This is a genomic window from Pseudarthrobacter sp. NPDC092439, assembly GCF_044754945.1.
GTDB lineage: Bacteria > Actinomycetota > Actinomycetes > Actinomycetales > Micrococcaceae > Arthrobacter.
Genome location: NZ_JBIVQB010000001.1, coordinates 142170 through 169113, shown reverse-complemented (window position 1 = coordinate 169113; position 26944 = coordinate 142170). Strand labels below are relative to the sequence as shown.

The window sequence follows — 26944 nt, the reverse complement described above, 5'->3', positions numbered from 1 at the left end:
GATGTGTCTGGACTAAACCATAGCGCGGCCGGGGGTGCTCTCGGAGGGAGGTACTTTCAGGCTGCCGTACCGTTCCATCCGGTGCCAGCGCAGGTGCACCCCCGCCAGGGCCGTGACCACGGACTGGATGACCACCAGGTACATGACCTGGCGGTAGACGAACTGCTGGAGCGGTAGCGTCCAGAGGGGCCGGAACGGCTCGTTGTCCAGCCGGAACGCGTAGGCGGCCATGAGCAGCTGGACACCCAGGAAGACGAGCCAAAGCACCGCAATCCTGGCCGGGTCGAGGAAGATCAGCCCGTAGAGCGCGAAGACATCCACCACAGGGGCGAACAGCGGCAGCAGGACCTGGAGGACCAGCAGGTAACCCAGGCCGCGCCGGCCGAGCTTCCCGGCCGCGCCGCGCTGGAAGACGGCGCCGCGGTGCTTCCACATGGCCTGCAGCGTGCCGTAGCACCAGCGGTACCGCTGCTTCCAGAGCGCCCCGAGGCTGGCGGGCGCTTCCGTCCAGGCGCGGGCATCGTCCTGGTAGACAACGCGCCAGCCGTCGCGGCAGAGGGCCATGGTCAGGTCCGTGTCCTCGGCCAGGGTGTCGTCGCTGACGCCGCCGACGGCGAGCAGGGCGTCGCGGCGGAATGCCCCGATGGCGCCGGGAACAGTCGGCATGCACTCCGCAACGTCGAACAGCCTGCGGTCCAGGTTGAACCCGACCACATACTCGATGTGCTGCCAGGCGCCGAGGATTCCGCCCCGGTTGGCCACCTTCGTGTTGCCGGAGATGGCGCCCACTTCCGGTTCCGCGAAGGGCTGGATCAGTGCGCGGACGGTGTCCGGTTCGAACACGGTGTCGCCGTCCACCATCACCAGGATCCTGTGGCTGGCCGCGGCGATTCCGGCGTTCAGGGCGGAGGGTTTGCCGCCGTTTTCCTTCCGGATCACGGTGACGCCGGGCAGGGCCATGGCGTCCACCAGGTCGGCCGTCCCGTCCGTTGAGCCGTCGTCCACCACTATGATCTCCACCGGGTGGGTGGACGCGGCGATGGACCGCACCGCGGCCTCGATGCCGGCCGACTCGTTGTAGGCCGGCACGATGACCGTGACCGGTTCGGTGACCTCCCGCCGGACCACCACGTCCGTCCGGCGCCGGCCGCGGGCGGAGGCACGGAGGCGGCGGCCGGCCCGGTTGTGCCGCGCGGCGACGCCCACCACCAGGACAGCCCGGATGAAGGTCACTGCGCCGGCGGCCACCAGCCCCCAGGAGATCAGGGTGATGACGATGTCGCTGAGCCGGATCCCCCACCACAGTGCCGTGCCGCTGATCCGGTCCTCCGCGGAGGCCTCGCGCATGCTGGAGATGCCGACGGAGTCGCCCACGGAGGTGACCCGGAAACCCTGCGCGGCGAACTGCGCCAGGGATGAATCGAGGGCCGCGACGGTCTGGCTGCGGTCGCCGCCGCCGTCGTGCATCAACAGCACCTGGCCGCCCGGCCCGGATGGGGCGATGTTGCGTCCGATCGCGTCGGCGCCGGGACGCTGCCAGTCTTTGCTGTCCTTGGTGGAGAGCACCGTGAGGTAGCCCTGGTCCGCAGCGGCCCGGACCGCCTCCCAGGTGCCGTCCGAAACCGCCGCGTTGGCGGAACTGAACGGGGGCCGCAGCAGGGTGGCGGTGCGCCCGGTGATGGCGGCGATGGCCTGCTGGTCCGCCTGGATTTCGAGCTGCTGCCGCCACTCCGGTGCGCTGCCGAGGTCGGCGTGGGTGAGCGTGTGGACGCCGATCTCGTGCCCTTCGGCGGCGATGCGCCGCAGCAGGTCGGGGTGCTCGATGGCCGCGGAACCGACCACGAAGAACGTGGCCTGGACGTCGTGTTTCCGCAGGACGTCCAATATCCGGGGCGTCCAGACCGGGTCAGGACCGTCGTCGAAGGTGAGCGCGAGGGTGCGGTCCGAAGGGCTGACAGTGCGCACCGCGCCGCCCCGGGCGTCGATGACCGGACCGCCCTGGAGCACGTCCTTGGGTACGGAGGTGGCCGGCCCCGCTATGGGCGCGGCCGGGTGGCCGACGCCGGCGAGGTGGTGCATATAGCCCTGCACCGTGAGAGCCAGCGCCAGGCCGCCCATAACGGCCAGGAGGATGAACCAGTGGGCCCTGAGGGGGCGGGGAGCGCCGGGTTTGTTCCGTCGGCGGTACATCACCGGCGGGCCGGCTGCGTTGGCTTGGTTGCCTGCCCGGGAGCCGCCCCGCTCATTCCAGGATCGACCGGATCCGTTCCCTGCGCGGCAGCCGCCGCACCCGGCAAGGCGGGCGCAGGCTCTGCTTCGGCAAGCGTGGAGGGCGCCGGGGCGGGCGCGGCCGACGCCGGTACCTCCCCTGCCGGGTCGGGCGCCGGGTCAGCCGGTGCAGCGACCGGTCCAGCCGGCAACGGGGCTCCCCCGGCGGTGGCTGCCGTCGACGGCGCCGGCTTGGGCGCGGAGGCCGGAGCATCGATGGCTGCTTGTCCGGCCGGCCGCGGCAGGTAGGGCGCGCCGACGTTGGGGCCGCCCGCCAGGGCAACCACCAGCAGGACCGCATATCCGGCCACGAGCGCCAGCGCAGCCAGGCCAAGAAGCCTGATCCGGCGCAGCCTGCGCCCGGAGGCGTCGACGAAGATCGGCCCGCCCGGGGCGGAAAGCGGCATGTGGAGAGACTCTTCAGGAGCTGGCATCGAGCATCCATCTTAGGCGATCGACCCGCGCTCCCTTAAACCTGCTGTCCGCGTCAGGCTTCGAAAGCAGCCCTGAACGCCGCAAGCGCGGCGTCTCCGGCCGCCAGCCCCTGGCCTCCGGCGGCCCCGGCTTCGAGGCCGACAACGCCGTTGTATCCCGCCGCGCGCAAGGCGTCCGCCACGGCACGGTAGTTGATTTCACCGGTACCGGGTTCGAACCTGCCGGGCACGTCAGCCACCTGGATTTCCCCGACGAATGGCAGGGCGGTCCCCACCAGTTGTATCAGGTTCCCTTCGCCGATCTGCGCGTGATACAGGTCAAGCATCATCCTGACGTTGGGGTGGTTTACGGCCTCAACCAGTGCCATGGTGTCCTTGGCCCGGGCCAGCGGGATGCCAGGATGGTCCACGATGGTGTTCAGGTTTTCCAGCGCGAATGTCACCCCATGCCTGGCGCCCAGCTCAGCCAGGCGCTCCAGCGTCCGCAGGCCCGTGAGCCACATTCCGCCGGTGGATCGGTGGACGGGATTGACCGCCCTGCCGCCCTCCCCGAGTTCGGCCGGATGGACCACCATCCGCTCGACTCCCAGCTCAAGGGCCACCGGAATGAGTTTCTCCGCAGAGGCCACCACTTCGTCGGCGCTGGCGGAATCGGTGAGGCTGCCGCCGAAGTAGCCGCTCATGGAGGAGAAACGCGCGCCCGTGGCCGCGAGGGCGGCGATATCGCGTCCGCGGGTGTCCCAGAGTTCAACGTCGAAGCCTTGCTCGTGGATACGGTTGACGCGGTCGATCAGGGAAAGTTCGCCGTAGACCATCTCGGCGCATACCGCCAGGCGCATGCTCATGAGTCTCCTCCCGCCGGGTGCAGTTCCGGCTCCGCCGGGCGGAGTTCCGCCACGGAAGCGACATCCACCGGAAGCCCGGATTCAGCGGACCGAACGGCTGCCAGCGCCAGTGCCAGGGCATTGCGGGCGTCAGTACCGCCGGGACGCGCAGGGGTGCCGGCTATGCCAAGGGAAGCGGCGCTGTCCAAGGCACCGCTGCCGTCGCGGCGTTCCCTGACCGCCTCGACGAAGTGGGCGACTTCGGCGGTGTAGGCGTCGTGAAAGAGGTCGACGTTGAGCCGGACCGTGTCCATGCCGATGCCGGCGGCGGTGTAGCTGGTGGCGCTGGACGCCTGGGGTCCGCCCGCCGTCACCATCCCGGCCGAGCCGAACACTTCACCGCGCACGTCATAGCCATAAAGGGCGTTGAAATTGGCTTCGGCCACGGCAATGGCCCCGTTGCTGTAGGTGATGGTGACGACGGCCGTGTCCAGCAGCCCCGTGGCCTTGGCTGCGGGGGCCACCAGGGCGTCGGCGACAGCGTGCACGCGAACGGGAACCGTGCCGGGGTTAAGCCAGTTCAGCGTGTCGAAGTCGTGGATCAGTGTTTCCAGGAAAATCGTGCCCGGCGGAATCCGTTCAGGGTTGGCGATGCCCTGTGTGGTGCCGGGATCCCGGGTCAGTGACCGCAACAGCTGCGGCTTGCCCACCACACCGTCGTCGATCAATGCGCGGGCTGCGGCGAAATCCTTGGCATAGCGCCGGTTGAAGCCGAACTGGACCAGCACTCCGGACGTATCGGCGGCATCCAGGGCTGCGTCCAGTTCTTCGATGGTGCGCCCGCCGGGCTTCTCGCAGAACACATGCTTTCCGGCCCGGGCTGCCTCAGCGATGAGCCCGGCGTGGAACCGCGCCGGGGCGGCAACCAGGATGGCGTCCACCTCCGGGTCGGCGATGACGTCGGCAGGGTCCGTGCTGATTTTGGCCACCCCCATCCGTCCGGCCAGCGCCTCGAGAGCAGGCAGCGCGGGATCGGCAATAGCTTCCAGGCGGGCGCCGGGAACGCGCCGGGCGACGGATTCGGCATGGAAGTTGCCGATCCAGCCGGCCCCGACCAGTCCGATCCGGACCGGCCTGTCGGCGCTGACAGGATGCTCAACATAGGGCATTGCGTACTCCTTGCAGAATTCTAGATCGTTCTAGTCAGCTCACTATGGCATGCCTGAGCGGACGTGTCTAGATCGTTCTATAGACTGCTCTCAAGGAGGAGGAAATATGACCGAGCAGCACCGCCGCGCCACACTCATGGACGTCGCCAGGACGGCCGGGGTGTCCCGGGCGCTGGTGTCCATCGTCATGCGCGGAGCCCCCGGCGCATCGGAGACCACACGCCAAAAAGTTCTGGCGGCCGCCCGGGACCTCGGGTACCGGCCGGACTCGCGCGCGCGGCTGCTGCGCAGCAGCCGGACACGGCTCCTTGGCCTGAGCTTTTCGAGTTCCCAGCCGTTCCATGCCGAAATCGTGGATGCCGCCTACGCGGAGGCATCGGCCAAAGGGTACGAGATCGCCTTAAGTGCCGTGGCCAGCGGACGCACGGAGACGCGCGCCGCAGAGGCGCTGCTCGACGTCGGGGCGGAGGCACTCATCCTGGTCTCCCCCACCTTGGGCGACCAGGAACTGGCCCGGCTTGCTGCCCAGGTGCCCGTGGTCAGCCTGCTGCGTGACGACGTCGGACGTTCAGTTGATTCGGTGAGCAGCGACGACCACGCCGGAATCCGGGAGGCTGTTGACCACCTCGCGGGCCTGGGGCACCGCCATATCGTCCATGTGGACGGCGGGACGGCCGTGTCCGCGGACAAGCGCCGCGAGGCCTTCAGCGCGGAGATGCTGCGCCGGGGCCTGGAGCCCCTGACCGTACCCGGCGGCCCCACCGAAGAGGACGGCATCAGCGCCGGGCGCTTCATCCCTACGAACCTGACGACGGCGGTCATCGCCTTCAACGACCGGTGCGCCCTGGGCGTCATGGAGAGCCTTCGGGCTGCCGGGCTGGGCGTTCCGTCCGACGTCTCAGTGCTGGGGTACGACGACAGCCAGTTCGCCAGGTTGAGCTACGTACAGCTGTCCTCCGTCAGTCAGGACGCGCAGCTGCTGGCGGCCGCAGCGGTGGACCGCGCCGTCGCCCGGATCGAAGGGACGGTCCCGCCGGAACACGTGGTCCGGACCCCTCACCTGGTGGCCCGGCGGACGACGGCGGCTCCGCGGCAGGCCGGGGCCGCCTGACCCGACCCCACTCCCGACGGCATCGTGCTGTGGACCCGGCTGGCGCCCGAACCGCAGGCGCCGGATGGCATGGGCGGGATGCCCCCGTACAAGATCCAGGTGACCTGGCAGGTGGCCACCGACGAGGGCTTCCAAAACGTGGTCAGGGCAGGCAGCGAGCAGGCAGCGCCGGAACTTGCCCACTCGGTGCACGCCGAAGTCAGTGGCCTGCTGCCGTCCCGGGACTACTGGTACCGCTTCCTCGTGGGCACCGAGGAAAGCCCGGTGGGACACACGCGCACCGCACCGGCTGCCGGCACGGACCCCGGCCGGCTGACTTTCGCGCTCGCATCCTGCCAGTCCTGGGCCGGCGGCCGCTGCGCCGCCTACCGGACCATGGCCCAGGAGGACCTCGACCTGGTAGTCCACGTCGGCGACTACATCTACGAGGGCAGGAACCATGAGACCCTGGCCGACTTCCGCAACAACCACGCCAAATACAAGGGCTCCGTGGACCTGCAGGCCACACATGCGAATTTCCCCTTTGTGGTGACGTTCGATGACCACGAGGTGGAGAACAATTGGGCCGACGGCGTGTCCCAGCCGGACAACGAGGCATCAAACGATCCTGAGCGTTTCCTCCAGCTGCGGGCGAACGCGTTCCAGGCATACTACGAACACCTTCCGCTCCGCCTGCCGCAACGGCCCACCGGCCCGGATATGGTGCTGCACCGCGGACTGGACTACGGCAACCTGGCCCGCTTCCACGTGCTGGACACCAGGCAGTACCGGTCGGACCAACTCACGGAGAACTTCCCCGGCGGACCGCAGCACCCCGACGTGTACGATCCCTCCCGCACCTTGATGGGCGACGAGCAGGAGCAGTGGCTGTTCGACCGGCTGGCCTCCTAGCCCGCCCGCTGGAACGTCATCGCCCAGCAGACCATGATGGCCCAGTACGACTACGACCCCGGTGAGACTCTTTCAGTCAACCATGACCAGTGGGACGGCTACGTGGTCTCACGCAACCGCCTCACCAATTTCATTGCGCAACAGCGTCCGGCAAACCCTGTGATTCTCACCGGCGACTGGCACGCCGCTTTCGTCAACGACGTCCTGCGAGACCACGCCGCTCCTGCCTCACAGGTTGTGGCCACGGAATTCGTTGGTACGTCCATCAGCTCGGGCTGCGGCTGGGCGCAGGCCATCAAGGACGGTTTCCCGGCAAACCCGCACACCCGCTACATCAACCCCGACAAGCGCGGCTGGACGCGCTGCACCGTGACGCGTGAAGAGTTCCGCAGCGATTACCTCGTTGCGCTCATCATTCAAGAGCAGCCAGTTCGGATTCAAGCTGTTGCGCCAGGTTCCGCAGGCGCCGGATGTGTTCTTCGGATACGCGTCCCGGTTGCGATGTCACCTGCGCGTCCACGTCGAAGACGGTATTGGGGCTGTGCCAGACGTTGAACCATTCCAGGCCGTGGCCCAGGGCATCTCGGGTCACGCCTTGCAGCAGGAGCAGGGGTTCGCGGACGCTCGAGCTGAGTTTGTGAGCCAGGTCCGCATCTGCGGCCACCGCCTGGACCTGCCTGGGCCCGCCCGCCGGATGGTAGCCGTGCTCGCGCATGAGGCCAAGCAGTGAGGCGTTCTCCAGCAGCTCCTCGGTGAAGTGCGGGAAAAGGTCGCGTGGCACCCAGGTCCTCATGAATGCCACCGGGACGTCCTCCAGGTAGCGGATGCGTTCGATCTTCCAGGTGTTCGTGGTGTTCAGGGCGTTTACCGCCGGCTCGGGCGGGGCCGCGTGTTCGACGGAAAGGACGTGGGTCCGCAAGCGCTGGCCATGCGCGGCGGCCTGTTCGTCCAGCCCGCCGGCCCGCTGCAGATGCCGGCGGAGGACCGGGGCTGCGGCCACGACGCTGCCGCGGCCGCGCTGGCGGCGGATCAATCCAAGGTCGGACAGCCCGGACAACGCCTGGCGTACAACGCTGCGGGAGACACCAAACTGTTTCTGGAGTTCCTCCTCGGTGGGAAGGGGCGATCCGGGCAGCAGGGGCCGTTCCACTATCTGCCGATGCAGGATGTCCCGAATCTGCGCATGGAGGGGCGGCCCCTCCTCCCGGTTCAGGCCATTGGCCCGCTCCCGGGGCTCTGCCGCAGTTGATTGCACGCTCACGCTGACTCCTTTGCCGTTCGAGCACATCTTAGCCCCCGCCCTCGGCAACTCCCGCTTGACGGGTGATTCAAACCACATGTAATGTACGTACTAATTGTACGGACTTGATCCGGCGACTGGAACATACAATGACGTAGAAAGGTCGAGTAAATGACACAGATGCACTTGAGGACCGGGCGCTCACGCTTCCCAATGTTTGCCTTCCTCCAGAAGGTCCCCGCAGGAATGATGCTGATCCCGCTCATACTCGGCGTACTGATGAACACCTTCGCGCCCGAAGCCCTGAAAATAGGCGGCTTCACCACCGCGCTGTTCAAGGAGGGCGCCCTGACGCTGATCGCCGTGCTGATCCTCGCCACCGGCGCACAGATCACCGGAAGCCACAGCGGCAAGGCCGCCGCCTCCACCACCACCGTGGTGCTGGTCTGCAAGACCCTGATCCCGGCCACGATTGCCGTGATCCTGGGCCTGATGGTTGGCATCGACGGCATCGCAGGCGTATCGATCCTGGCGATGCTGGCAATCTTCGGCAACAGCAACGGCGCCCTGTGGCTGGCGTTCGCCGGCCAGTACGGCGACGAACGGGACGAGGGCGCCTACGTCGCCAGCGCCTTTGATGACGGACCGTTCCTGGCCCTGATCTTCCTGGGCGCATCCGGGCTGGGCGACATCCCGGTACTCGCCTTCGCCGCGGCACTGATCCCGTTCATCATCGGCCTGATCATCGGCGCCGTGGACCGCGAGTGGACGAAGGCCCTGGACCACGTGCCGAACATCGTGATCCCGTTCATGTCCTTCGCCGTTGGCACCGGCATCAACCTCAAGACCGTGCTCACCGGCGGTTTCGCCGGGATCTTCCTCGGCCTGATCGTCGTGGTGTTCACCGGAGGCCTGACCTATCTCGGGTACCGGTTCATCCTGCGGCGCGGCTCCAAGAGCGGCATCGGTTTCGCCGCCGGCACCACGGCCGGCAACGCTGTCGCCGTCCCTGCGGTGGTCGCCGTCGCGGACCCGAGGTTCGAACCCTTCGTCGCCTCCGCCTCGGCCCAGGCCGCCACCGCCGTCCTCGTGACAGCGTTGCTCGCCCCGATCGTCGCGTCCTGGGCCCTGAAGCGGGCCGGGGGCCTGCAGCCGGCCGACCCGGTCACCGCCGCAGTCTGAACCTTCCCTTGCATATCCCCTTTACGGACGGAGAAACCATGCGCGACCCGCGCTCGGTGCGCTGCACCTACTACCTGGAGTCCGAAATCGACCCCGAAAAGGCCGCAGCCATCATGGCCGGCGAGCAGTCCAGCGGCACGTTCCTGCCGGTACCGGGCGAGTCAGCCCGGATACGTGAGCGGCACGCCGCACGCATCGCGAATGTGCAGGAGCTCGGTTTTTGCCGACCCTCCCTGCCATCCCGTTCAACCCCGGAAAAAGTCCGGGCTGCCCTTGTCACCGTCGATTTCCCCATGGAGAACGTCGGCACGGACCTGGCTACCCTGCAGACCGCCATCGCCGGCAACCTCTTCGAACTGGGCGATCTCTACGCCTGCCGGCTCCAGGACATGCGGCTGCCCGAGGAGTTCGTCGCGGCCCACCCCGGCCCGGCATTCGGCATCGAAGGGACCCGCAAACTCATCAGCGACGTCCAGGGCGTCATGGTCGGCACCATCGTCAAGCCCAACGTCGGGCTCTCCGAAGAGGAATTCCGGCTCGTGGTCCGCGACCTGGCGATGGCCTCCATCGACCTGATCAAAGACGACGAACTGATGACCGACCCCGCGTACCTGCCCCTGGAACGCCGGGTCGCCGTCGCCACCGAAGAGATCCGCGCCGCCGAGCAGGTCACCGGCCACGCCACCATGTACGCCTTCAACATCACCGGCGACCTGGCCGGCCTGCGCAAACGCCACGACACGGTGGTCGAAGCCGGCGGCCGCTGCGTGATGCTGAACATCCCGGTCATGGGCCTGCCCGCCCTGGCCATGCTGCGCAGCTTCGCCGAAGTACCGATCCACGGCCACCGCGCCGGCCTCGCCGCCTCGATGCGGTCCAAGGCCCTGGGCATGGACTACCGGGTCTGGCAGCAGATGGCCCGCCTCGCCGGCGCCGACCACCTGCACGCCAGCGGACTGGGCAGCAAGTTCTACGAACTCGACGAAGAGGTCGCCGCGAACATCCGGCGCCTGCTCGAACCCCTGGGTGAGACCATCGCACCGCTGCCGGTCCTGTCCTCCGGACAGAACGTCACCACCCCCGGACCCACGTTCGAGGCCGTGGGCTCCACGGACCTGATGATGCTCGCCGGCGGCGGTGTCGCCGCGCACCCTGACGGTCCCGGGGCCGGGGTGCGCAGCCTGCGCCAGGCATGGGAAGCTGCAGTGGACGGTGTGCCGTTGCAGTCCGCCGCCGACAAACTCGCCTCAACCGGGGACGATGCGCTCCTGCACGCAGTCCAAGCCTTCGCGAAAGGTGCCTGACATGCCCGCTTTCGGTTTCGTCGCCGACGACCTCACCGGAGCAGCCGACGTCCTGGCCCAGTCCCACCGCTACGGCCTCGAAGCTGTCCTCGTTATCGGCGATGCGCCACTGCCCGCCGATGCTGACGTCGTCGGAATCGCCGGGCCCTCCAGGTCCCTGGCCGGGGAAGCCTTCGACACACTGGTCCGCAGGGACCTGGCAGGCATCGCACCACTGAACCTCGAGGTGGTGCTCTACAAGGTCTGCTCCACCTTCGACAGCTCCACCACCGTCGGCAGCATCGGCCGCGGGATCCAGCTTCTCCATGAGCAGTTCCCCCTCCACGGTCCAATCCCCGTGGTCCCGGCCCAGCCGGGGTTCGGACGGTACACCGCCTTCAGCAACCACTACGCGACCTACGCCGGAAAGACCTACCGGCTGGACCGCCATCCCGTCATGTCCCGGCACCCCTCCACCCCCATGGCCGAAGCCGACCTGCGCCAGGTCCTCGCCGAACAACTCGGCAGCAGCCAGGAACCGGACGCGATCCACCTGCCCGCCTACGACGACGGCACCTTCAAGGACGCCTGGGCGGACCGCCGGCGGGACCTTGGCGCGCAGGCCTTCGTCGTCGATGCCGTGGACGAACACCACATGGACGCCGTCGCCGAAGCACTGACACGCGAAGAGCACGGCCACGGGCCCTCCATCGTCGTAGGATCAGGCGGCATCATGGCCGCCCTGGCACGCACTGTCTCCGACCACGCCCCACGCACCCCCGGACCGCAGCGGCCCTCGGGACCCGTGCTGGCCGTCAGCGCCTCAGCGTCCAGCACCACAGCAGAGCAGATCAACGATGCCCTCACCCACGGCTGGGAAGATGTCCCCGTCCCTGCCGGCTTGCTGCAGCGCCACGACCCGGCGGCCGTGGCAGCCCTGGATGAGCAGGTCTCCGCTGCCCTCCGGGCTGGGAGAAACGTCGTCGTCCATACCACCCGCGGCGCTGCGGACCCACGCTACGGAACTGCCGCACCCTTGGACGCCGGCTACGTGGGCGCGCTGATCGGCGGCGTCGCGGCACGGATGGCCGGCGCCGGGCTCACCCGCGACATCGCCGTCTGTGGCGGCGATACCTCCAGCCACGCACTCATCGCCATGGGTGTCCGCGAACTCCGGGTCTCCGACCAGTTCGTCACCGCAGGGCCGATCCTGCAGCCCGATGGCGCCTCTGCCGTCGCCGGCTGCCGGCTCGTCCTCAAGGGCGGCCAGGTGGGCCCCACCGACATCCTGCGCCGCTTCGCCGGCCAAACCGCCGGGTAACACCCACAAGCAATTGCTCCACGCATCACCAGAACCAACGAAAGGCGGCCCCCAATGCGGGCAGTAGTAAAAAACGCGGCCGAGCGAGGCGTTAAGTACGTCACCGACGCCGGAGACCCCAAGGCCACAGAAGGATCGGTCGTCATCCAGGTAGGAGCCGCGTCCCTCTGCGGCACCGACCGGGAACTCTACGAATGGACCCCCTCCGCCCAGGCCTTCAACCTCAACCTCCCCGTCATCCTCGGCCACGAAGGCGCAGGCACCGTCGTCGAAGTCGGCGCGGGCGTTACGGGGCTCAAGGTGGGCGACCAGGTCGCCCTCGAAAGCCACCTGACCTGCGGACAATGCTTCCCCTGCCGCACAGGAGATGCCCACACCTGCGAACGGACCGGCATCCTCGGCATGCACATCGACGGTGTCTTCGCCGAATACGCAGCAGTCCCCCAGGACATCTGCGTCAAACTCCCCACCGGCCTGTCCCTGGAATCCGGCGCCCTGCTCGAAGCCGCCGGCGTCGCCGTCCACGCCATCCAGCGGGCTGATTACTCCGTCGCAGGACGCGCCGTGCTCGTCAGCGGCGCAGGACCGGTCGGCCTCGTCGTCGTGAACCTGGCACTGCTCATGGGAGCCTCCCACGTCATCGCCGTCGACCCCAACCCCTACCGCCGCGCCCAGGCCGAAAAGCTCGGCGCCATCGCACTGCACCCCAACGACGGCATCGTCGAACGCTGCCGCGAACTCACCGGCCGCCGCGGCGGCTTCGACGTCGCCTTCGAATGCTCCGGCGCCCCCGGCACCCTGGCAACCCTTTTCGAAGCTGTCCGCCGCGAGGCCACCGTCATCACCGTTGGGCACCCCAGCCGCCCGGCGGAAGTCGACATCGCAGCCCACATCAACAAAAAAGGCATCACGCTCCGCGGAATCTTCGGCCGCCGGCTCTGGGAAACCTGGGAACAAAGCCTGCTGCTGCTCGACTCCGGAAAACTGGAACTCGACTGGCTCATCACCCACCGAATGAAGCTCAGCCAGATTGACGAAGCTGTAGAACTCCTCACCGGGGACGCCTGCAAAGTCCTGCTGGTCCCTGGCCTCGGCTGAGCGGAGCCACACCGCACGGAACTTCAATGAGTACCGAGCCGGGACGTTGAGGGCGGCCGTCCGATTGCCCATGCGGCCAGAGATGGGCATATCCCTGGACGGTCGCCCATTCAGCGACAGTCCGGGCGGACGTGACGCGCTTGTCATGTAAGGACATTAAGACTAACTTGGATCCAAGGCTCTAAGCCGGCAATTGTGGGCCCGCGCACAGTCGCCTATGAAAGGAACCAATAATGCAGCTTGGACTCATCACTGATTCGCTGGGAGCCCATCCCCTTGAGCGAGTTCTCGACACTGCCGCCGAACTTGGCATGGAGACTGTGGAGATTGCCACCGGAAACTGGTCCGAATCCCCGCACGTGAATCTCGAGGAGCTCCTAAGCAGCGCTACGGCACGTAACGTTCTCGCTGGATCAATCAGCTCCCGTGGACTCACCTTGAGCGCCCTGAATGCGAATGGCAACCAGCTCCACCCCGTGACCGGCCCTGCCCACGACGGGGTCGTGCGGGACACAATCAGGGTGGCTTCCGAGATGGGGGTGCCCACCGTTGTCTTAATGTCCGGATTGCCCGGCGCACGGGGAGACAAGGTGCCGAACTGGATCACTACTTCATGGCCGCCGGAGACACTTGAGGTCCTTGAGTACCAGTGGACCGAGGTTGCAGAGCCCTATTGGGTGGGTCTTGCTGAATTCGCCCGGGCCCATAATGTCCGCCTGGCTGTTGAAATGCATGGCCGTCAGCTTGTCTTCAATGTGGCGACGATGAAGCGGCTGCAGGGCATGGTGGGTGACGATGTTGTCGGAGCGAACCTGGATCCGTCTCATCTCATGTGGATGGGCGCAGACATCCTTGCGGTCATTCGGGAGCTGGGATCGTCGATTTTCCACGTACATGCCAAGGACGCCCGCATCGACAGGCCCAACGCGGCCATCAACGGCATCCTTGATACGTTGCCCCCGGCCCGCGCGGCGGACCGTTCCTGGAACTACGTGACCCTCGGCCTGGGGCATCCGGGAGGCGCTGCTTTTTGGGCTGACTTCGTTTACGCGCTGCGGTCGGTTGGTTATGACGGCCCACTGAATATCGAGCACGAGGATGTCCTTGTGAACTCCGGCGAAGGTGTCCGCAAATCTGCCGAGCTCCTGCGTTCCGTAGTGCTGCGAGACGCCCCGGATTGGGAGCCCGCACGCATCTAAGGGCTCACTCGAACGATTCTGGAGTTTCTCGACTTCCCAGCCCTGCCCAGCAGGCTGGCGACCGATGGACGGGCCGCCGCCTTCCCCGCCAGCTGCGGAGAGGCCACACTTCATTTCGGCGGTGTCTAGGGACTGCCCAGGCACCAGATGTCCGGATGGAACCGGGCGACCGACTCAGGCTGCATCCTCCCGCGCTGGGCCGGATCGCTTGGTATCGTCGCCGGAGCCCCCGGATTCGTGAGTGAGGCCCCGGTCTCCTCGCGTTCGGCAATGGCGATCCAGCGCTCCAACGTCGAGCACAGGCACGCCAGATCGAGGGGCCAACAAATAGCGGGGGCAGTCCAGTCAGGCTGGAGGCGGGCCAGGGTCAACTCCGTCTGCGCCGCGCCGCTCCTGTTCCGTTGGGCCCTGATCCAGGCGGAAGGGTGGGTACTCGTCACGCATGAGTGCGGTGTAGGTGATGGTCCGGTAGATCCAGCGGTTGAGACCGAGAATGAGGTCGAACAAGGAGTGAACGTAACGGCCGGTGAACAGGAGAGTCACGCCGGCGATGAGTACCAGCACTCCTACCAAGGAAAGTCCTGTTCCGGTTTCATACCTCAGACCCGGGGTTTCCAGGTTGGTCCACCGGATGGTACTTGACCCCGTGATTGCCGCCACGATCAGCAGGTGCGGGATTGACAGAAGCCACCATTTTACCAATACCAGACCTCTGGAAAGCTGCTCGGGATACTCTGCGTCGAAGTCGGCCGGATAGTCCGTCTTGGCCAGGGTAAAGGGCGGATACCTGTCCGTTCCCAGAGCAGCGTAGGCGTAATATGCGACGCGCCAGTTCCAGCGAAGGACCCCGACGTTAAAGTAAAAAAGGGAGCGCGGGTACCGGCCGGTAAACAAGATCGCGAACCCGGCCGTGATCGTGACAACGACGAACGCGAACCAAAGGAAGAACAGCACGATGAAATGCGGAATCGCCAGGAACCATTTGACCAACCACTTCCACCGGGAAAGGACGGGATCCAGTTCACCCCGCAGCATGGAAGGGTAGCCGCCCGGTCCCAGGCGATGCAGGCTGTAACCGGACCGGGCAGGTGGAGATCCGCCGCCGGCTCGGGCATCCATCGACTCACCCCCGGCCGGGTCGAACTCTGGGAGTGCTGGACCCAGTACGGCAGGCGCCGGCACGCCAGGTCCCTGCGAAGGCAGTCCTTGTCCTGGAGATTGAGGTGGCACCATCCTGGAGGCAGGCCCGGTTGATGGGGTAGCCTGCTGCCGTCCGAGCCCTATTGCCCCGAAAATCAGGAGCGGAACGCCGCTGACCAGGAGCAAGGTACCCCCGATCAGCAACCCGACAGCGATCGGACCCAGCAGTTCTGAGCTGAATCCGGCCTGCAGATCCACCGCAAGTCCCGGGGTGGCGTCGCCGTTCATCAGCACCACTGACCAATTCCCGGGCTGAATGTTCCAGTCAATGTCCTGTTGGCCCGAACCTGATGCTGAAGCCACCCAAAAGCCTTGTTCCATGGGCAGTCCCGGTTGGGCGGATCCCTCCACTTCCTCATACTCGGCACGGAACGGGCGATGGTTCACTTCCAGCAGTTCGGAGTAGTTTGAGCCGGACAGGTACCGCTTTACCTCACCTTGTGGGGCTATTCCAATAAAGATTTCCTTCCCTTCTCCAACGGACTCGGCGCGAATCCTGACGTTGCCGACATCGAACGGCAAGGGTCCCGGCACGTCTTCGTTCCGCAGGCCTTCGACCCTGCCGAAGGTGATTGCACGCGAATCGACCGCAAATCTTTCCACGGGTGAACTGATGTATCCATCGTCGTCCTGTACGGCGTATGCTCCTATCCCGCCGAGGACCAAGCCCGCGCCGATCAGTGAAAACAGAACGCCCACGATAAGCATTGCAAGGAAACGGGCCTTCACCGTGGTCCTCCCGGCAGCAATGCGATGGTAAAGATGACGACAGTAAAAATCTTCGTAGAGTACGTCATGCCCGTTCTCCTGGTTTGCCGGCACCTGCTCCGTTAGCTGGAGGGCCGATGCTCGTCCTTCACAGTTGAGGCGAGCATCTGGCCCCAAGCCCGTGCCCGGTCCAGTTCTCCGGGAAGGAGCCCACTGTCGCCACTGACCAGGAAACTCTCCGGATCCGCCACTAGCTCGAAACCGTGGCTTCTCAGTTTCTTTCCAATACCTTTGGACGCATGCCCCGTCAATAATGCCGGCATGTCCACCCGAGTATCGAAGGCTGCTGCCTTGCCAGAGCCCGGCCCGAGAGAGTCGAGCCAATCACGCAGGCCTAAGCCTTTGGCCGAGGGATCCATGGTCAGCCCTTTGTTCCTGCTCATGGAGTCACTTACGGCTGCATGACGTGTCTGTGCCCGCGTTATGCCGTGCGCGTGTGTGGGGCCGCCTACGACCAGCAAATCAAGGCCACTGAGATCCGTTTGGGCTGCCTCTTCCGCGGAGACCACATCCGCGGCCCCTGCGGATCCCAGTCCTTCTGCTATTGCCCGGGCGATGCTGTGGGTATTGCCGTACATCGATTCGTAAACAACTGTTGCTTTCAATTTCCCGCATCCAATCTGGACTTTGTCCGAACGTCTACCCCGAGAAGACACCGTCGGGCCAGCCCCACCGCCCATATGCAAAGACCTACAGGTGTCCCTACGCCTGTGCATAGGGTCTTCCGGCCCTCTTTGAGGCTGGAAGACCCCTTGATACTTTTGACTGGGACTGTAAGCTTGGCCGGCAGCGTCGCGATCTGGTGGTGTTACTTCCAAAGCCTCGAGCGTGAGATATTGGAAAGTGTTTATTCGACGGGTTCTGGGCCACCGCCGACTATCCGATCTCGGCGGCATCGTAGCCCTGGCGGTCCTGGCGGGCTTGAGCTTCCTCCTCCCGGCCTTCGTTGCCGCTGTGGGCGCAGTTCTTCCCCTCGTGGGCGTAGCAGTTTCCGACGCTGGGAAGCGCCGCCGCCGGACGTAGCAGGGAGCCGGCATTCATGCAGCCCAAAGAAGTGCCGAGGCTCTGAGGAGACCGTCTACCGAGGACGCGCACCGTGGGCATGGTTCTCCTCGACGGCCCGACTGCTTTGACTGGATCAACGCGGGATCAGGCGGAACAGGAAGCGCGCCCTGACCATGGTCCAGAGCAGTCCGAGAAGCAGGATGTAGGCGGCGGTGTTCAACCACACGTTCCCTTGCCGCAAGGCCGGGATGTTGGCTGTGACCATGATGACAAAGACGTGCATGATGAACACGTAGAGCGTTGCCTGCCCGAGCGGAATCAGGAACCACCCCAGTGCCCGGTCGAGGGGCTTCCAGTAGGCGGTGATGAAGGCATAAGACGCGATGCCCACCACCAGTACGTTGACCAGGCGGCCGGGTCCAAGGTAAGTCCGGTCAAAGAAGCCGTCGTAGAGCAGGCCGAATGACTGCTCGGATAACAGGTCAAGTCGCACATCCAGGTCATTTGTCAGGTACGGGCCAGTCCAGGAGAAGACGGCGCAACCAGCCGCTATCAGCAGGCACGTCCCCAGAAACACCCGCTGCCGTGGATGCGAGAACCATTCCACCAGCGGGTGGCGGTAATAGCCAGCTATAGTGCCCAAGACGAACAACACCTGCCAAACCAGAAGCGGGAACGAGTCTTCGAATTGTGAGGGCAGCAACCGAAAATGGAATATTGACCCCAGCGCGTAGAGTACGGCGCTCACGGTAAGGACCAACCATGCGAATCCGCGTGTGAGTGCGGCAAGTATGAGCGGGCTGGCCAGCAGGAGGATGACATACAGTCCGATGACGTTGAACTGCCAAGGGCCAACCTGCAGGAGCAGCAGGGCCGGAATCAGCCCCTGTGGGACGGGGAATTGCAGCAGTCCTTCCATCCCGGCGTACAGGTCGTACGTCGTGCCCATAGCCCCCGTCACGCCGACGTCGCTCTGGTCTGTGAAGGTGGTGACTGCGGTCGCGTTGACGAATGGCAGCAGGCTGAGCGCGTAGATGGCCAGTGCGACCGTGAGCGCCGTCGCGTAGAGCCTGCCTGCGCGTTTGCTGGTCCGATCCACCACTTCGCCCAGGTCCTTGCGGGCGCGGGGACCATAAACCATCCCTACGACCACCCCGGAGAGCAGTACGAAGAGCTCCGCACCGGACACGACGCCAATTGTTTCCTGAGTGAGGAGCTGGAACGCCGATGTGATTCCAACGTGGTTGACCACCACGAACACGATGGCGACGCCCCTCATCAGGTCGATGCGCGCGTCCCGGTCATCGAACGACCCGTCGTACGCCCAGGCGCGGGCCATTGCCCGCCTGGAAACTGCCCAGAGAAGGACCACCGCCAAAAGGGCCGCGCCAGCAGCAGCCCAGGCAGCCCAGCCGGTGAGAACAGTGCCCGCAATTTCCCTGGGGGCTTCGACGGCGGGAACCACCTTCTGTGCCCGATCCGTGACCGGACCCACCGTCAGGCTGGAAGTTTCAATCATGGCCTGGAAGGCGGCGGCCAGCCCCGCGGCGTGTCCCACGCGCCAGTCAATGGTGATGCCGCCTTCCCGTGCTTCTACGGTCTCGTTCCATACCATCGCCCGCAGCGCCGGTCGTTTTCCGTCCGTCATTGCGGTAATTACTTGGTCCGACCACCGGTTCTTGATGTCCGCCTCGGCTTCTCCGGACGATCCCGGAGAGTAGTAGGCACCAGTTTCGACCATGAGCGGCTTGCCGCGGGCTTCGCCGTAGGTCCGGTAGAAGTTGTTCTCACCGGGTCCGCTGGCCGCGGGATCAAGCTCAGCGGCAAATCCACCCTCCACCGGCAACGCGTTCTTGGCCGGTCCCCCGTTTGTTGGATCGTGATAGATCGAGAGGCCCGCCCAGTCTGTGAACTCATCGCCGGGATAGTAGGGAGCGTAGGCGTCATCGTCGCCATTCCAGACTCCGTCTCCGCTGGTGTCCAGTGAACGCATGGAAGCACCGCCCGGAGGTTCCGTCGTTGCCTCCCGGAAGGGGTAGTCCCCTCCAGCGGCAGGCGCCCAGACCATCGCCGCGTTGTTTACCGCGGGACGTACGGCCGAAGCCACTGCGGCAAATGCGGCACGGTACGCTGCTGGCTGCTGACCCCAGGCAACCCAGGGGGCGTTCATCTCCGGCGCGAACCGTAGATAAATGGCGCCGCTGAATCCTGCGGAGGCGTCTGCGACCTGACGGGCGAAAGTTGCTGCGGCCGCCGCATCCAGTTCCACGAGCGGTTGGCGAGGCTCGACCGTCACCAGCGCATGGGCGCCCTCAGCGGCAATCTGGGAGAAGTAGGCCTTCAAGTAGACCTGCTCCTGGCTGTTCATCGGCATCGGTACGGACTGGCCGTAGAGCGCCGCGGATATGCCTGTGCGCTTCGCATATCCGGCGGCCGAATCGCTGCCCCAGTTCAGTAACGCGCCGAAGTAGGCCCGCTCGGGAACCAAAGGGTCCCTTAGTGGGACGCTGGCACTTGCCCCGGCCGCGGGAACGCAGAAGGTCAGGATCAACACCACGAGGGCGGTCAGTTCCGCGAGCCGACGGGTACACGAACTCAGCAAGAATCCCCGCTTCACGGTAAGTTTCCTCCCAGCCGGACCACGGCAGAAACAGCCGTGCGCAATATCCTAAGTGAAACCCGCGACCGGGAACCGGGGTGGCCAAGTCCAACGCGAGGGGCACTGAACGCCCCACCCCGAAATATACGGTAGAAGTAGACCTATGCATTATGCCCCTCAGGTTCGGCGCGCCGTGGTCATCGAGGATGACCCGGACATTCGCGGACTGCTGATTCGAATCCTGACCAAACAAGGCTTTGACGTAACCCACGCGACAGCAGGCCTATCCGGTGTAGAAGAAGTACGCCGCCGCAAACCGGAACTGGTCACATTGGACCTGAACCTTCCGGACCTCGATGGCCTGGAAGTGTGCAAGCTGCTCCGCGCGTTCTCGGACGCGTTTATCGTGATGCTGACCGCGCGGGCCGGCGAATTGGACAAGCTGACCGGTCTGGATAACGGAGCGGACGAATACCTCAGCAAGCCCTTCAGCCCGCGCGAGCTGCAGGCCCGGATCAACGCCCTGTTCCGCCGCCGCCCCGCCGTTGCCGCCCGGGACGACGCCGCGCGCGACGAGGTGCAGCACGCGATGGAGGTGCAGCAAAGCCTCCTGCCCCAGGAGGACATTTGTCTGGAGGGCTACGACGTGGCGGGCCTGTTCCGCCCGTCCCGCAGCGTGGGTGGCGACTTCTACGACTGGTACCAGACAGCCGACGGACTGCACCTGACCTTCGCCGACGCCATGGGGAAGGGCATGGGTGCCGCACTCCTCGCCGCCACTGTTCGCGCCGTGATGCGCTCCACCGGGCACCGGCCGGACCTCGACGCTGCCTTTGGATCCGCCAGCAAAGCCATCGCGAGGGACCTCGGTTCCTCCAATTCCTTCGTTACCCTGTTCCATGCCCGACTCGACGCGGCGTCCGGGAAGATCAGCTATGTCGACGCCGGGCACGGCCTGGCGCTGCACGTGCGGGCGGGCGGGACGGCCAGGTGTCTTCCGTCCGGCGGCCCGCCGGTGGGTGCCTGGCCGGGGACGGTATGGCCACAGTCCGGGTTTGAGCTCGCGCCGGGCGACTCCTTGGTCGTGGTCAGCGACGGTGTGCTGGACAGATTCGAGTCCGTGGAGCTGTTTACTGCCGCGGTTCTGGAGGCCACAGAAAACCAGCCTTCCGCGCAGGCAGCCAGCAAGGCCATCCTGGCCCTGGCCCCTGCCGAGACCACCGAGGACGACGTTACGGTGGTGGTGGTCCGGCGTGTGCCTCGGGACATTGCGTCGTGACGCGATTCTCGACGCGCCTGGTGGTGGTACTCACCGCCATTACGGGCGTCAACTATATTGCCTGGCGCTGGGCGGCCTCCCTTAACTGGGAAGCATGGTGGATAGCCCTTCCGTTGGTCATGGCCGAGACCTACAGCCTCATCGACGTGATGCTTTTCGGCATGACGGTATGGAAGCTCAAAATACGGACGGGTGCCCCCCTGCCGCCAGCCGACGCCACGGTAGATGTCTTCATCACCACCTACAACGAGGACTTGGACATGGTGATGACAACGGCCCTGGCAGCGCAAAGGATCCGGCATCCGCATAGCACCTGGATCCTGGACGACGGTGCCCGGCCGGAACTTAGAGTGCTCGCAGAAGAGCACGGCCTCGGCTACGTCACCCGTAGTGATGACTGGACTCCAGACGTCCCCCGGCACGCTAAAGCGGGCAACCTGAATAACGCCCTGATGCGAACTTACGGAGAATTTCTCCTCATTCTTGACGCGGACCAGATCCCGGAGCCGGACATTTTGGAAAAGACGCTGGGTTACTTCAACAACCGCCGAGTGGCGCTGGTTCAGACTCCTCAGTACTTCAGTAACGTCCCCGCAGACGATCCGCTCGGCAGTCAGGCCCCCTTATTTTACGGTCCCATCCAGCAGGGCAAGGACGGTTGGAACGCTGCCTTCTTCTGCGGCTCCAACGCCATTTTGCGCCGTGAAGCGCTGATGCAGCTGGGCCTGGTGGGCTACGTGAGGGAAACCGAAAAGAGCGTCCGGCGGGCCCTGGCCGCCTCGCGCTCGGCCCTCAAGCGGGCACGTAACTCCACCGCCATGGAGTCACCGCTGGTGGCTGATGTGCTGGACGAAGTGGAGGCGGCCACCCGGGAAGCACAAAAGGAACTCGACGCCGGGAAGTCGCTCAGCGAGATCACGTACCGGGTTCGCCGCCGCGTCGACGCCGCCGTGCAGACCCTGGTCCTGGCCGACGTCGAGGCCCTGCAGTCCGACCTCGAAGAGATCGCCGCCATGGAAATCGCCCACGTGGGCGAGGCCGGGGTCCCCGTGGTGGCCGACGACGCCGTGCAGCGAATGTCCCGCCGCGACTGGTCGCCACTGGGCGCACCAGAGTCCGTGCAGGCGGTCATGGACGCGCTCTCCGTGGAGCGCAACGACGAGGCCCAGCCCGTCATGCCGCTGGCTACCATCTCGGTCACTGAAGACATGGCCACCGCCATGCGCATGCACGCCATGGGGTGGCAGAGCGTCTACCACCACGAGGTCCTCGCTTATGGCCTTGCGCCGGAGGATCTCAAGACCATGCTGACCCAGCGTTTACGCTGGGCACAGGGCACCATCCAAGTGTTGTTGAGGGAAAATCCGCTGCTGCAGAGAGGCCTCAAGATCGGCCAGAGGCTGATGTACTTCGCGACCATGTGGACCTACCTGAGCGGATATGCAGCCGTAGTATACTTCGCGGCGCCGATCATCTACCTGCTTCTAGGCATCCTTCCGGTTAGCAGCCTGAGCTGGGAGTTCTTTGTTCGGTTCATTCCTTTCATGCTGGTCAACCAGCTCCTGTTCGTCGTTGCCGGGCGTGGCGTCCCCACTTGGCGGGGGCAGCAGTACAGCCTGGCGCTGTTCCCGGTCTGGATCAAGGCGTGTTCGACGGCGGCCCGTAACGTTTGGTTCGGCCGTCCCCTGGGATTTGCGGTGACCCCCAAAACGCGCCAAAGCGGCGGACCCAGCTGGAGCCTCATCCAGCCCCAAATCGTGGTTTCCGTGCTGCTGGCTGTGGCCGCGGTGGTCGGAATCATCCGCCTGTCCGCCGGGATCGCGGAACCTCTAGGCACGCTGGTGAATGTGGTGTGGGTTATTTTTGACCTGTTGGTCATGAGCGTCCTGGTGCGCGCAGTGCTGTACAAGGGTTACGAACCGGCCGCGGAACCCAGAGAGAGGAATGTCAATGGAATTTAGCCACGAGGTCAAGGATTCGTACGCTGAAGTTACAGCCAGCGGACGGCTCAACATGGTCTCCGCGCCCAAGCTCCGCGAATACGTGGCAGACGTGATCGAGGGCGGTGCGAACCGCGTCGTGGTGAATCTGGAGCGCACCTCGTTCATGGATTCCTCAGGTCTCGGCGCCCTGATCGGCTGCCTGAAGGCGGCTCGCCAGGCCGGAGGCGATCTCCGGATCGCAGCGCTACAACCCCAGGTCCAAATGGTCCTGCAACTGACCAGCCTGGATAGGGTCCTCAAGGCCTATCCCACGCCGGCGGAGGCGTTTCTCAATGACTGATGTAGTCGCCTCCAGCAGTTTCCGCGGATTGGCCGCTGCGTCCGCCGTCGAGTGCGTCCACGATGACCTGGAGGGGCTGTGGCGTGAGGCCCCCTTCGTGGGCGGCGTAGACCAGATGACCTTTTCGACTGCGGTCATCGAGTCGGTGTCGAACGTGGTGCAGCACGCGGAACCGGCGGGATCGGAACCGGTGGAGCTGGCCGTGGAAATCACGGTAAAGCCCGCCCGCCTTCAGGCCCGTATCAGCGCCCTGCATGCCGAGCCGCCGTTCGGCCTCATGGAGCCGAAAGCGGCCGCTGATGACGACGAGTCCGGCCGCGGGTTGCGACTGATCCAGGCGCTGGTTACCACCGTGACGTTCGAGCGGCAGGACAGTACCAACACTTGGGTGCTGACCCGCCATTCCCATTAGCCGACCCGGGAGGTCCTGTGCCAGTAGCAGGGCCGTTTCTGTTCGCTCATATTGTCTTGCCAACACCGCCGGTACGCTGTCCGCAGAACTCACAGGAGGGTCCTTTGAAGCCGCTACGTTTGTTCCTTTCCATTCTGGCGCTGCTCGCGTGCTGCGGGGTGTGGATAGCCACGCCCGCGCAGGCAGCCTCAGCCATGATTCAGCTAAGCCCCGGCAGCGGACCCGCCGGTACCAAGGTGACCGTCACCGGGACTGCCTTCCCCAAGAAGACCTCGGGCACCGTCAGTGCGGGCAGCACAAGCGTGGCTTTTAAGACCAGTGCCTCCGGCTACTTCACCGCCGATGTAGTTATGCCCGAAGCCGTCGATCCGGTGATAGCGGTGCGGGCAGTCTCCGGGTCTGTGAGCGCTTCGGCGTCGTTTGCTCTGACCTCCAGTTCGCCGTCCGGCACGCCGGACCCTTCGCCGCTGCAGTTCGGGGTCGGCACAGCAGGGGGTCCGCTGGCAGGGGCGGAAATCGACGAGGTCACGGCGCTTGCCGGTGAGGCACCGTCGATCATTCTCTCCTACAAGGACTTTAACCAAGCACCGCCCATCGCCGAGCTCGAGGCCGTTCGCGGCCGCGGGGCGAAGACCCTCCTGACATGGGAACCCTGGTCCTGGGGCGGCGGTGCGGAGCAGCCGAGATATTCCCTGGACCGCATCGTGGCCGGTGACTTTGACCCTTACCTGCGCGAATGGGGCCAGTCGCTGGCTGCCTGGGGGCACCCAGTTCTGCTCCGGTTCGGCCACGAAATGAACGGGAACTGGTATCCGTGGTCTGAGCAGGTCAACGGGAACGGTGCAGGTGACTACGCTGCTGCCTGGCGCCACGTCCATGACGTAGTTCAGTCCACCGGGGCCACGAACATTGCCTGGGTGTGGAACCCCAACGTCCCCTATTGGGGATCGGCACCCCTTGCCGGCCTCTACCCGGGGTCTACATACGTGGACGTGGTAGCCCTTGACGGCTATAACTGGGGAACCTCGGCATCGTGGAGTACCTGGCAGTCTCCAACCCAGCTTTTCGGCGATGGGCTGTCGCAGCTGCGAACTCTGGCGCCCGGCAAGCAGATCCTGATTGCCGAAACAGCCTCAGCAGAACAAGGCGGTTCCAAAGCCGAGTGGAACACCTCCCTCATCAGCTACCTGTCGGCGCAGACTGACGTCGCCGCCGTCATTTGGTTCCACTTCAACAAAGAAACTGACTGGCGCATCAACAGCAGCGTCTCCTCCGCGCAGGCCCTCGCCGCGGCCCTCGCAGGCCGCCCAAAGTAGCTCCTGCCGGGCGCTATGTGTCCAAGGCGGGAAAAGTCATGGACACGGTGGTGCCGCCACCAGGGGTATCGCTGATGACCAGTTGACCGCCGTGGGCCTGGGCGATGCGGCTGCAGGTGGCCAGGCCCAGCCCGGTTCCGGGTCCGTCGCCTGGCTGGTTCAGGCGGCCCAGCGGCTCAAGTGCCTTTTCCCGGTCGGCTGCCGGGATTCCCTTGCCGTTATCTGCAACGGAAAGGGTAATGCCCTGCGGACCAGCGGTGGCTGTGACCTCCACATGCAATGGACGCCAGGGGCTCTGGTAGTTGATCGAGTTGGCCAGCAGATTCTGCAGCAGAGTCCGCACTTGGCCCCTGTCTGCGACAAACACGGCGTCCTCGCAAAAGATACCGGTGACTGGGCCCAGGTCTCTGCCCAGGTCTTGTGCCGCCTCCGCAGTGACGGCCAGCAAAGAAACCGGCTGCTGTTTGAGGGTGCCGCCGGCCCGGGCATAATCCAAGACATCGTCAAGCACTTCAAGCATCCGGCGTCCGCCCCTGCCGATAAGGCGCAGGTACTCGGCCGACGGATGGTCTGACGCACTGTCTGGATCGTCCTCGGCAAATTCCACATAGCCCAAGATGGTGGTCAGAGGGGTGCGGAGATCGTGGCTGACGCGGCTCGCAAATTCGGCGAGCATCGCGTTGCTCCGCTCCAACTCATCCAAGGCGTCATTGAGCTGAAGGGTGCGGTGCTGAAGCTCTAAAATTTCGACAACCTGGTGTCCAAGAAATTTCAGCAGGCTGAGCTGTTCCTCGTCCGGCATCTCCGCCTTCTCCGAGAAGACACACAAAGAACCCAGGACAAGCCCCGACGAGGTTTCCAGGGGTACGGACGCGTAGAACCGGACGTTGCCCAACTCCCCGATGACAAACGGGCTGGACGCAAACCGTGGGTCCACAGAAGCGTCCGCAACAATGGTCGCTTCTCCCCTGAGAAAGACCCGAGCGCACATCGAGTCATCGCGCGCACAGACGCCCGCGTCAAGACCGAAGGCGGCGATCTGCAACTGCTGATCCGCGGTAATGACGTTGACCACGGCGTACGGGACCCCGCAAACCCTGGCCGCCAGCCGGACCAAGTTGTCCAGTGATCTGCGCGCACTGCCATCAAGCGCCACCGGCACACGGCTGTCCGCGCCCACGGCCAGCCCATACTCACGCAACCCCAAATTGCGCGTCTCATTCCCTTCGGTCAGCATCTGCTTAGCCGTCCCGTCCATATTCATTTTATTTCCGTCAGTACACCCAATCATGGCGTTCTTCGGTCGATAGTATCGGGAAAAAGCGCCTCCGCCGTTTCCGCGCAGCATGGACCGCTTTTCACCAAACCTGACGAGCGCGGATGCTATCGCCCCGCGGACAACACCCTAGATGTCAGCCACTCCCCTGGCTCTATAGAATCTCAATTACCGCCGATCGAAAAAGTGGGTTGTGAGTCCGTACCCAAGGTCCTGATTGGCGTCAGGGATGTGCCCGCACGCCGTGCAGCGTCGGCTTCTTGGTTTATGGTGGCGAGTCCATCGCGATAGCCGGTTACCCTGAAGTCCGGGAACTGCGCGGTGGACTTGGTTGAGTCAAAGATGTTGTGCTGCCCGTAGCGGGGCAGGAGCTCCGTGAGCTCGCGTACGGGTTTTGAGAAGAGGCCGGCGGCATTGACCAAGGACCGCGGCAATACGCTGTAGCCGGCGTTACTGCCAAAGGCTTCGCTGGCCATGAGCGCGAATTCCCGGTAGGTGGGGTGGTCCTTGGCGGCCGGAAGATGCCAGGTCTGTCCGATGCGTCGGCCGTGCTGCCCAGAAGGGCCAGTGCCCGGCTCGCGTCGAGGGTCCAGATGAGAGTCCGCCTCGAACTTCGCCCCGGCCGTCCGGGATGCGTCAATCGCGTTCCTCAGCATCCTGGGGAATTGCGCTTCCCACAGCTGCGTATCGGCCGGCAACCCGGCCGTGAAATACACGATGTCACTGCCGGCAACGGCTGCATCCGGCTGTGCAGTGTCGAGCAGGTTGGCCGGCATCAGGGTGTCG

At 65.2% G+C, this 26944-nt stretch carries 22 protein-coding genes and 2 pseudogenes; 12 read left to right on the top strand and 12 right to left on the bottom strand.

What is annotated here, in order from left to right; all coding sequences use genetic code 11:
- Positions 1-12: 12 nt before the first annotated feature.
- The 4 genes from ACIQCM_RS00790 to ACIQCM_RS00775 form a co-directional block, all read right to left on the bottom strand.
- Positions 13-2190 carry a bifunctional polysaccharide deacetylase/glycosyltransferase family 2 protein gene (locus ACIQCM_RS00790; protein ID WP_400633642.1) on the bottom strand — a complete coding sequence of 726 codons (2178 nt, stop codon included), beginning with the start codon at positions 2188-2190 and terminating at the stop codon, positions 13-15.
- A complete protein-coding gene (locus tag ACIQCM_RS00785) occupies positions 2190-2675 on the bottom strand; it encodes a hypothetical protein (protein ID WP_400603989.1) in 486 nt (161 codons plus the stop codon). Before ACIQCM_RS00785 ends, ACIQCM_RS00790 begins: the two co-directional genes overlap by 1 nt.
- Positions 2676-2755: 80 nt before the next feature.
- Positions 2756-3547, bottom strand: a complete 792-nt coding sequence (locus ACIQCM_RS00780; RefSeq protein ID WP_400603990.1) for a TIM barrel protein — start codon at positions 3545-3547, stop codon at positions 2756-2758.
- Positions 3544-4695: a Gfo/Idh/MocA family oxidoreductase gene (locus ACIQCM_RS00775; protein ID WP_400603992.1), complete on the bottom strand. Its 1152-nt coding sequence runs from the start codon at positions 4693-4695 to the stop codon at positions 3544-3546. Before ACIQCM_RS00775 ends, ACIQCM_RS00780 begins: the two co-directional genes overlap by 4 nt.
- Positions 4696-4801: 106 nt before the next feature.
- Here ACIQCM_RS00775 and ACIQCM_RS00770 point away from each other — a divergent pair, with 106 nt between their 5' ends.
- Together ACIQCM_RS00770 and ACIQCM_RS00765 are read left to right on the top strand one after the other, a co-directional pair.
- On the top strand, positions 4802-5806 hold the full coding sequence (locus ACIQCM_RS00770; protein ID WP_400603994.1) for a LacI family DNA-binding transcriptional regulator: 1005 nt from the start codon (positions 4802-4804) through the stop codon (positions 5804-5806).
- A 15-nt stretch (positions 5807-5821) separates the two neighbouring features.
- Positions 5822-7084 (top strand): annotated as a pseudogene (locus ACIQCM_RS00765) (alkaline phosphatase D family protein); the annotation flags it as partial.
- Between the two features lie 25 nt (positions 7085-7109).
- Here the strand turns inward: ACIQCM_RS00765 and ACIQCM_RS00760 are convergent.
- Positions 7110-7958, bottom strand: a complete 849-nt coding sequence (locus ACIQCM_RS00760) for a GntR family transcriptional regulator (RefSeq protein WP_400603996.1) — start codon at positions 7956-7958, stop codon at positions 7110-7112.
- Between the two features lie 150 nt (positions 7959-8108).
- Here ACIQCM_RS00760 and ACIQCM_RS00755 point away from each other — a divergent pair, with 150 nt between their 5' ends.
- The 5 genes from ACIQCM_RS00755 (at position 8109) to ACIQCM_RS00735 (ending at position 14020) form a co-directional block, all read left to right on the top strand.
- Entirely contained in the window at positions 8109-9119 is a 1011-nt protein-coding gene (locus ACIQCM_RS00755) for a 2-keto-3-deoxygluconate permease (protein WP_400603997.1), read from the top strand.
- 38 nt (positions 9120-9157) lie between these two features.
- Positions 9158-10423: a RuBisCO large subunit C-terminal-like domain-containing protein gene (locus tag ACIQCM_RS00750; RefSeq protein ID WP_400603999.1), complete on the top strand. Its 1266-nt coding sequence runs from the start codon at positions 9158-9160 to the stop codon at positions 10421-10423.
- A gap of 1 nt (position 10424) precedes the next feature.
- Positions 10425-11723, top strand: a complete 1299-nt coding sequence (locus ACIQCM_RS00745; protein WP_400604001.1) for a four-carbon acid sugar kinase family protein — start codon at positions 10425-10427, stop codon at positions 11721-11723.
- A 54-nt stretch (positions 11724-11777) separates the two neighbouring features.
- On the top strand, positions 11778-12821 hold the full coding sequence (locus ACIQCM_RS00740) for an alcohol dehydrogenase catalytic domain-containing protein (protein WP_400604003.1): 1044 nt from the start codon (positions 11778-11780) through the stop codon (positions 12819-12821).
- Between the two features lie 233 nt (positions 12822-13054).
- Positions 13055-14020: a sugar phosphate isomerase/epimerase family protein gene (locus tag ACIQCM_RS00735; RefSeq protein WP_400604005.1), complete on the top strand. Its 966-nt coding sequence runs from the start codon at positions 13055-13057 to the stop codon at positions 14018-14020.
- 345 nt (positions 14021-14365) lie between these two features.
- Here the strand turns inward: ACIQCM_RS00735 and ACIQCM_RS00730 are convergent, their stop codons facing one another.
- The 5 genes and pseudogenes from ACIQCM_RS00730 to opgC form a co-directional block, all read right to left on the bottom strand.
- Positions 14366-16042, bottom strand: coding sequence for a DUF4389 domain-containing protein (locus ACIQCM_RS00730; protein WP_400604007.1), 1677 nt, complete (start codon positions 16040-16042; stop codon positions 14366-14368).
- A gap of 8 nt (positions 16043-16050) precedes the next feature.
- Entirely contained in the window at positions 16051-16371 is a 321-nt protein-coding gene (locus ACIQCM_RS00725) for a hypothetical protein (protein WP_400604315.1), read from the bottom strand.
- 30 nt (positions 16372-16401) lie between these two features.
- A pseudogene (locus ACIQCM_RS00720) lies at positions 16402-16668 on the bottom strand (flavodoxin family protein); the annotation flags it as partial.
- A gap of 196 nt (positions 16669-16864) precedes the next feature.
- A complete protein-coding gene (locus tag ACIQCM_RS00715; RefSeq protein ID WP_400604009.1) occupies positions 16865-17029 on the bottom strand; it encodes a hypothetical protein in 165 nt (54 codons plus the stop codon).
- A 97-nt stretch (positions 17030-17126) separates the two neighbouring features.
- Positions 17127-19610: an OpgC domain-containing protein gene (opgC, locus tag ACIQCM_RS00710; RefSeq protein WP_400604011.1), complete on the bottom strand. Its 2484-nt coding sequence runs from the start codon at positions 19608-19610 to the stop codon at positions 17127-17129.
- Positions 19611-19755: 145 nt separating this feature from the next.
- On the opposite strand from opgC, the gene ACIQCM_RS00705 reads away from it, so the two are divergent.
- The 5 genes from ACIQCM_RS00705 (at position 19756) to ACIQCM_RS00685 (ending at position 24882) form a co-directional block, all read left to right on the top strand.
- Complete coding sequence (locus tag ACIQCM_RS00705) at positions 19756-20871, top strand: PP2C family protein-serine/threonine phosphatase (RefSeq protein WP_400604013.1); 1116 nt, start codon at positions 19756-19758, stop codon at positions 20869-20871.
- A complete protein-coding gene (locus ACIQCM_RS00700) occupies positions 20868-22832 on the top strand; it encodes a glycosyltransferase family 2 protein (RefSeq protein ID WP_400604015.1) in 1965 nt (654 codons plus the stop codon). Before ACIQCM_RS00705 ends, ACIQCM_RS00700 begins: the two co-directional genes overlap by 4 nt.
- Positions 22822-23154: an STAS domain-containing protein gene (locus ACIQCM_RS00695; RefSeq protein WP_400604016.1), complete on the top strand. Its 333-nt coding sequence runs from the start codon at positions 22822-22824 to the stop codon at positions 23152-23154. The genes ACIQCM_RS00700 and ACIQCM_RS00695 overlap by 11 nt, the downstream gene beginning before the upstream one ends.
- Positions 23147-23566 (top strand): ATP-binding protein, encoded by a 420-nt coding sequence (locus ACIQCM_RS00690; protein WP_400604018.1) that lies wholly within the window; start codon positions 23147-23149, stop codon positions 23564-23566. The genes ACIQCM_RS00695 and ACIQCM_RS00690 overlap by 8 nt, the downstream gene beginning before the upstream one ends.
- Before the next feature lie 119 nt (positions 23567-23685).
- A complete protein-coding gene (locus ACIQCM_RS00685; protein ID WP_400604019.1) occupies positions 23686-24882 on the top strand; it encodes a glycosyl hydrolase in 1197 nt (398 codons plus the stop codon).
- Positions 24883-24895: 13 nt separating this feature from the next.
- On the opposite strand, the gene ACIQCM_RS00680 is transcribed toward ACIQCM_RS00685, so the two are convergent.
- Both ACIQCM_RS00680 and ACIQCM_RS00675 read right to left on the bottom strand, forming a co-directional pair.
- The gene (locus ACIQCM_RS00680; protein ID WP_400604305.1) at positions 24896-26140 is read right to left on the bottom strand and encodes an ATP-binding protein; all 1245 of its coding nucleotides are present in this window, start codon (positions 26138-26140) and stop codon (positions 24896-24898) included.
- A gap of 182 nt (positions 26141-26322) precedes the next feature.
- On the bottom strand, positions 26323-26934 hold the full coding sequence (locus tag ACIQCM_RS00675; RefSeq protein WP_400604021.1) for a hypothetical protein: 612 nt from the start codon (positions 26932-26934) through the stop codon (positions 26323-26325).
- Positions 26935-26944: the final 10 nt, after the last annotated feature.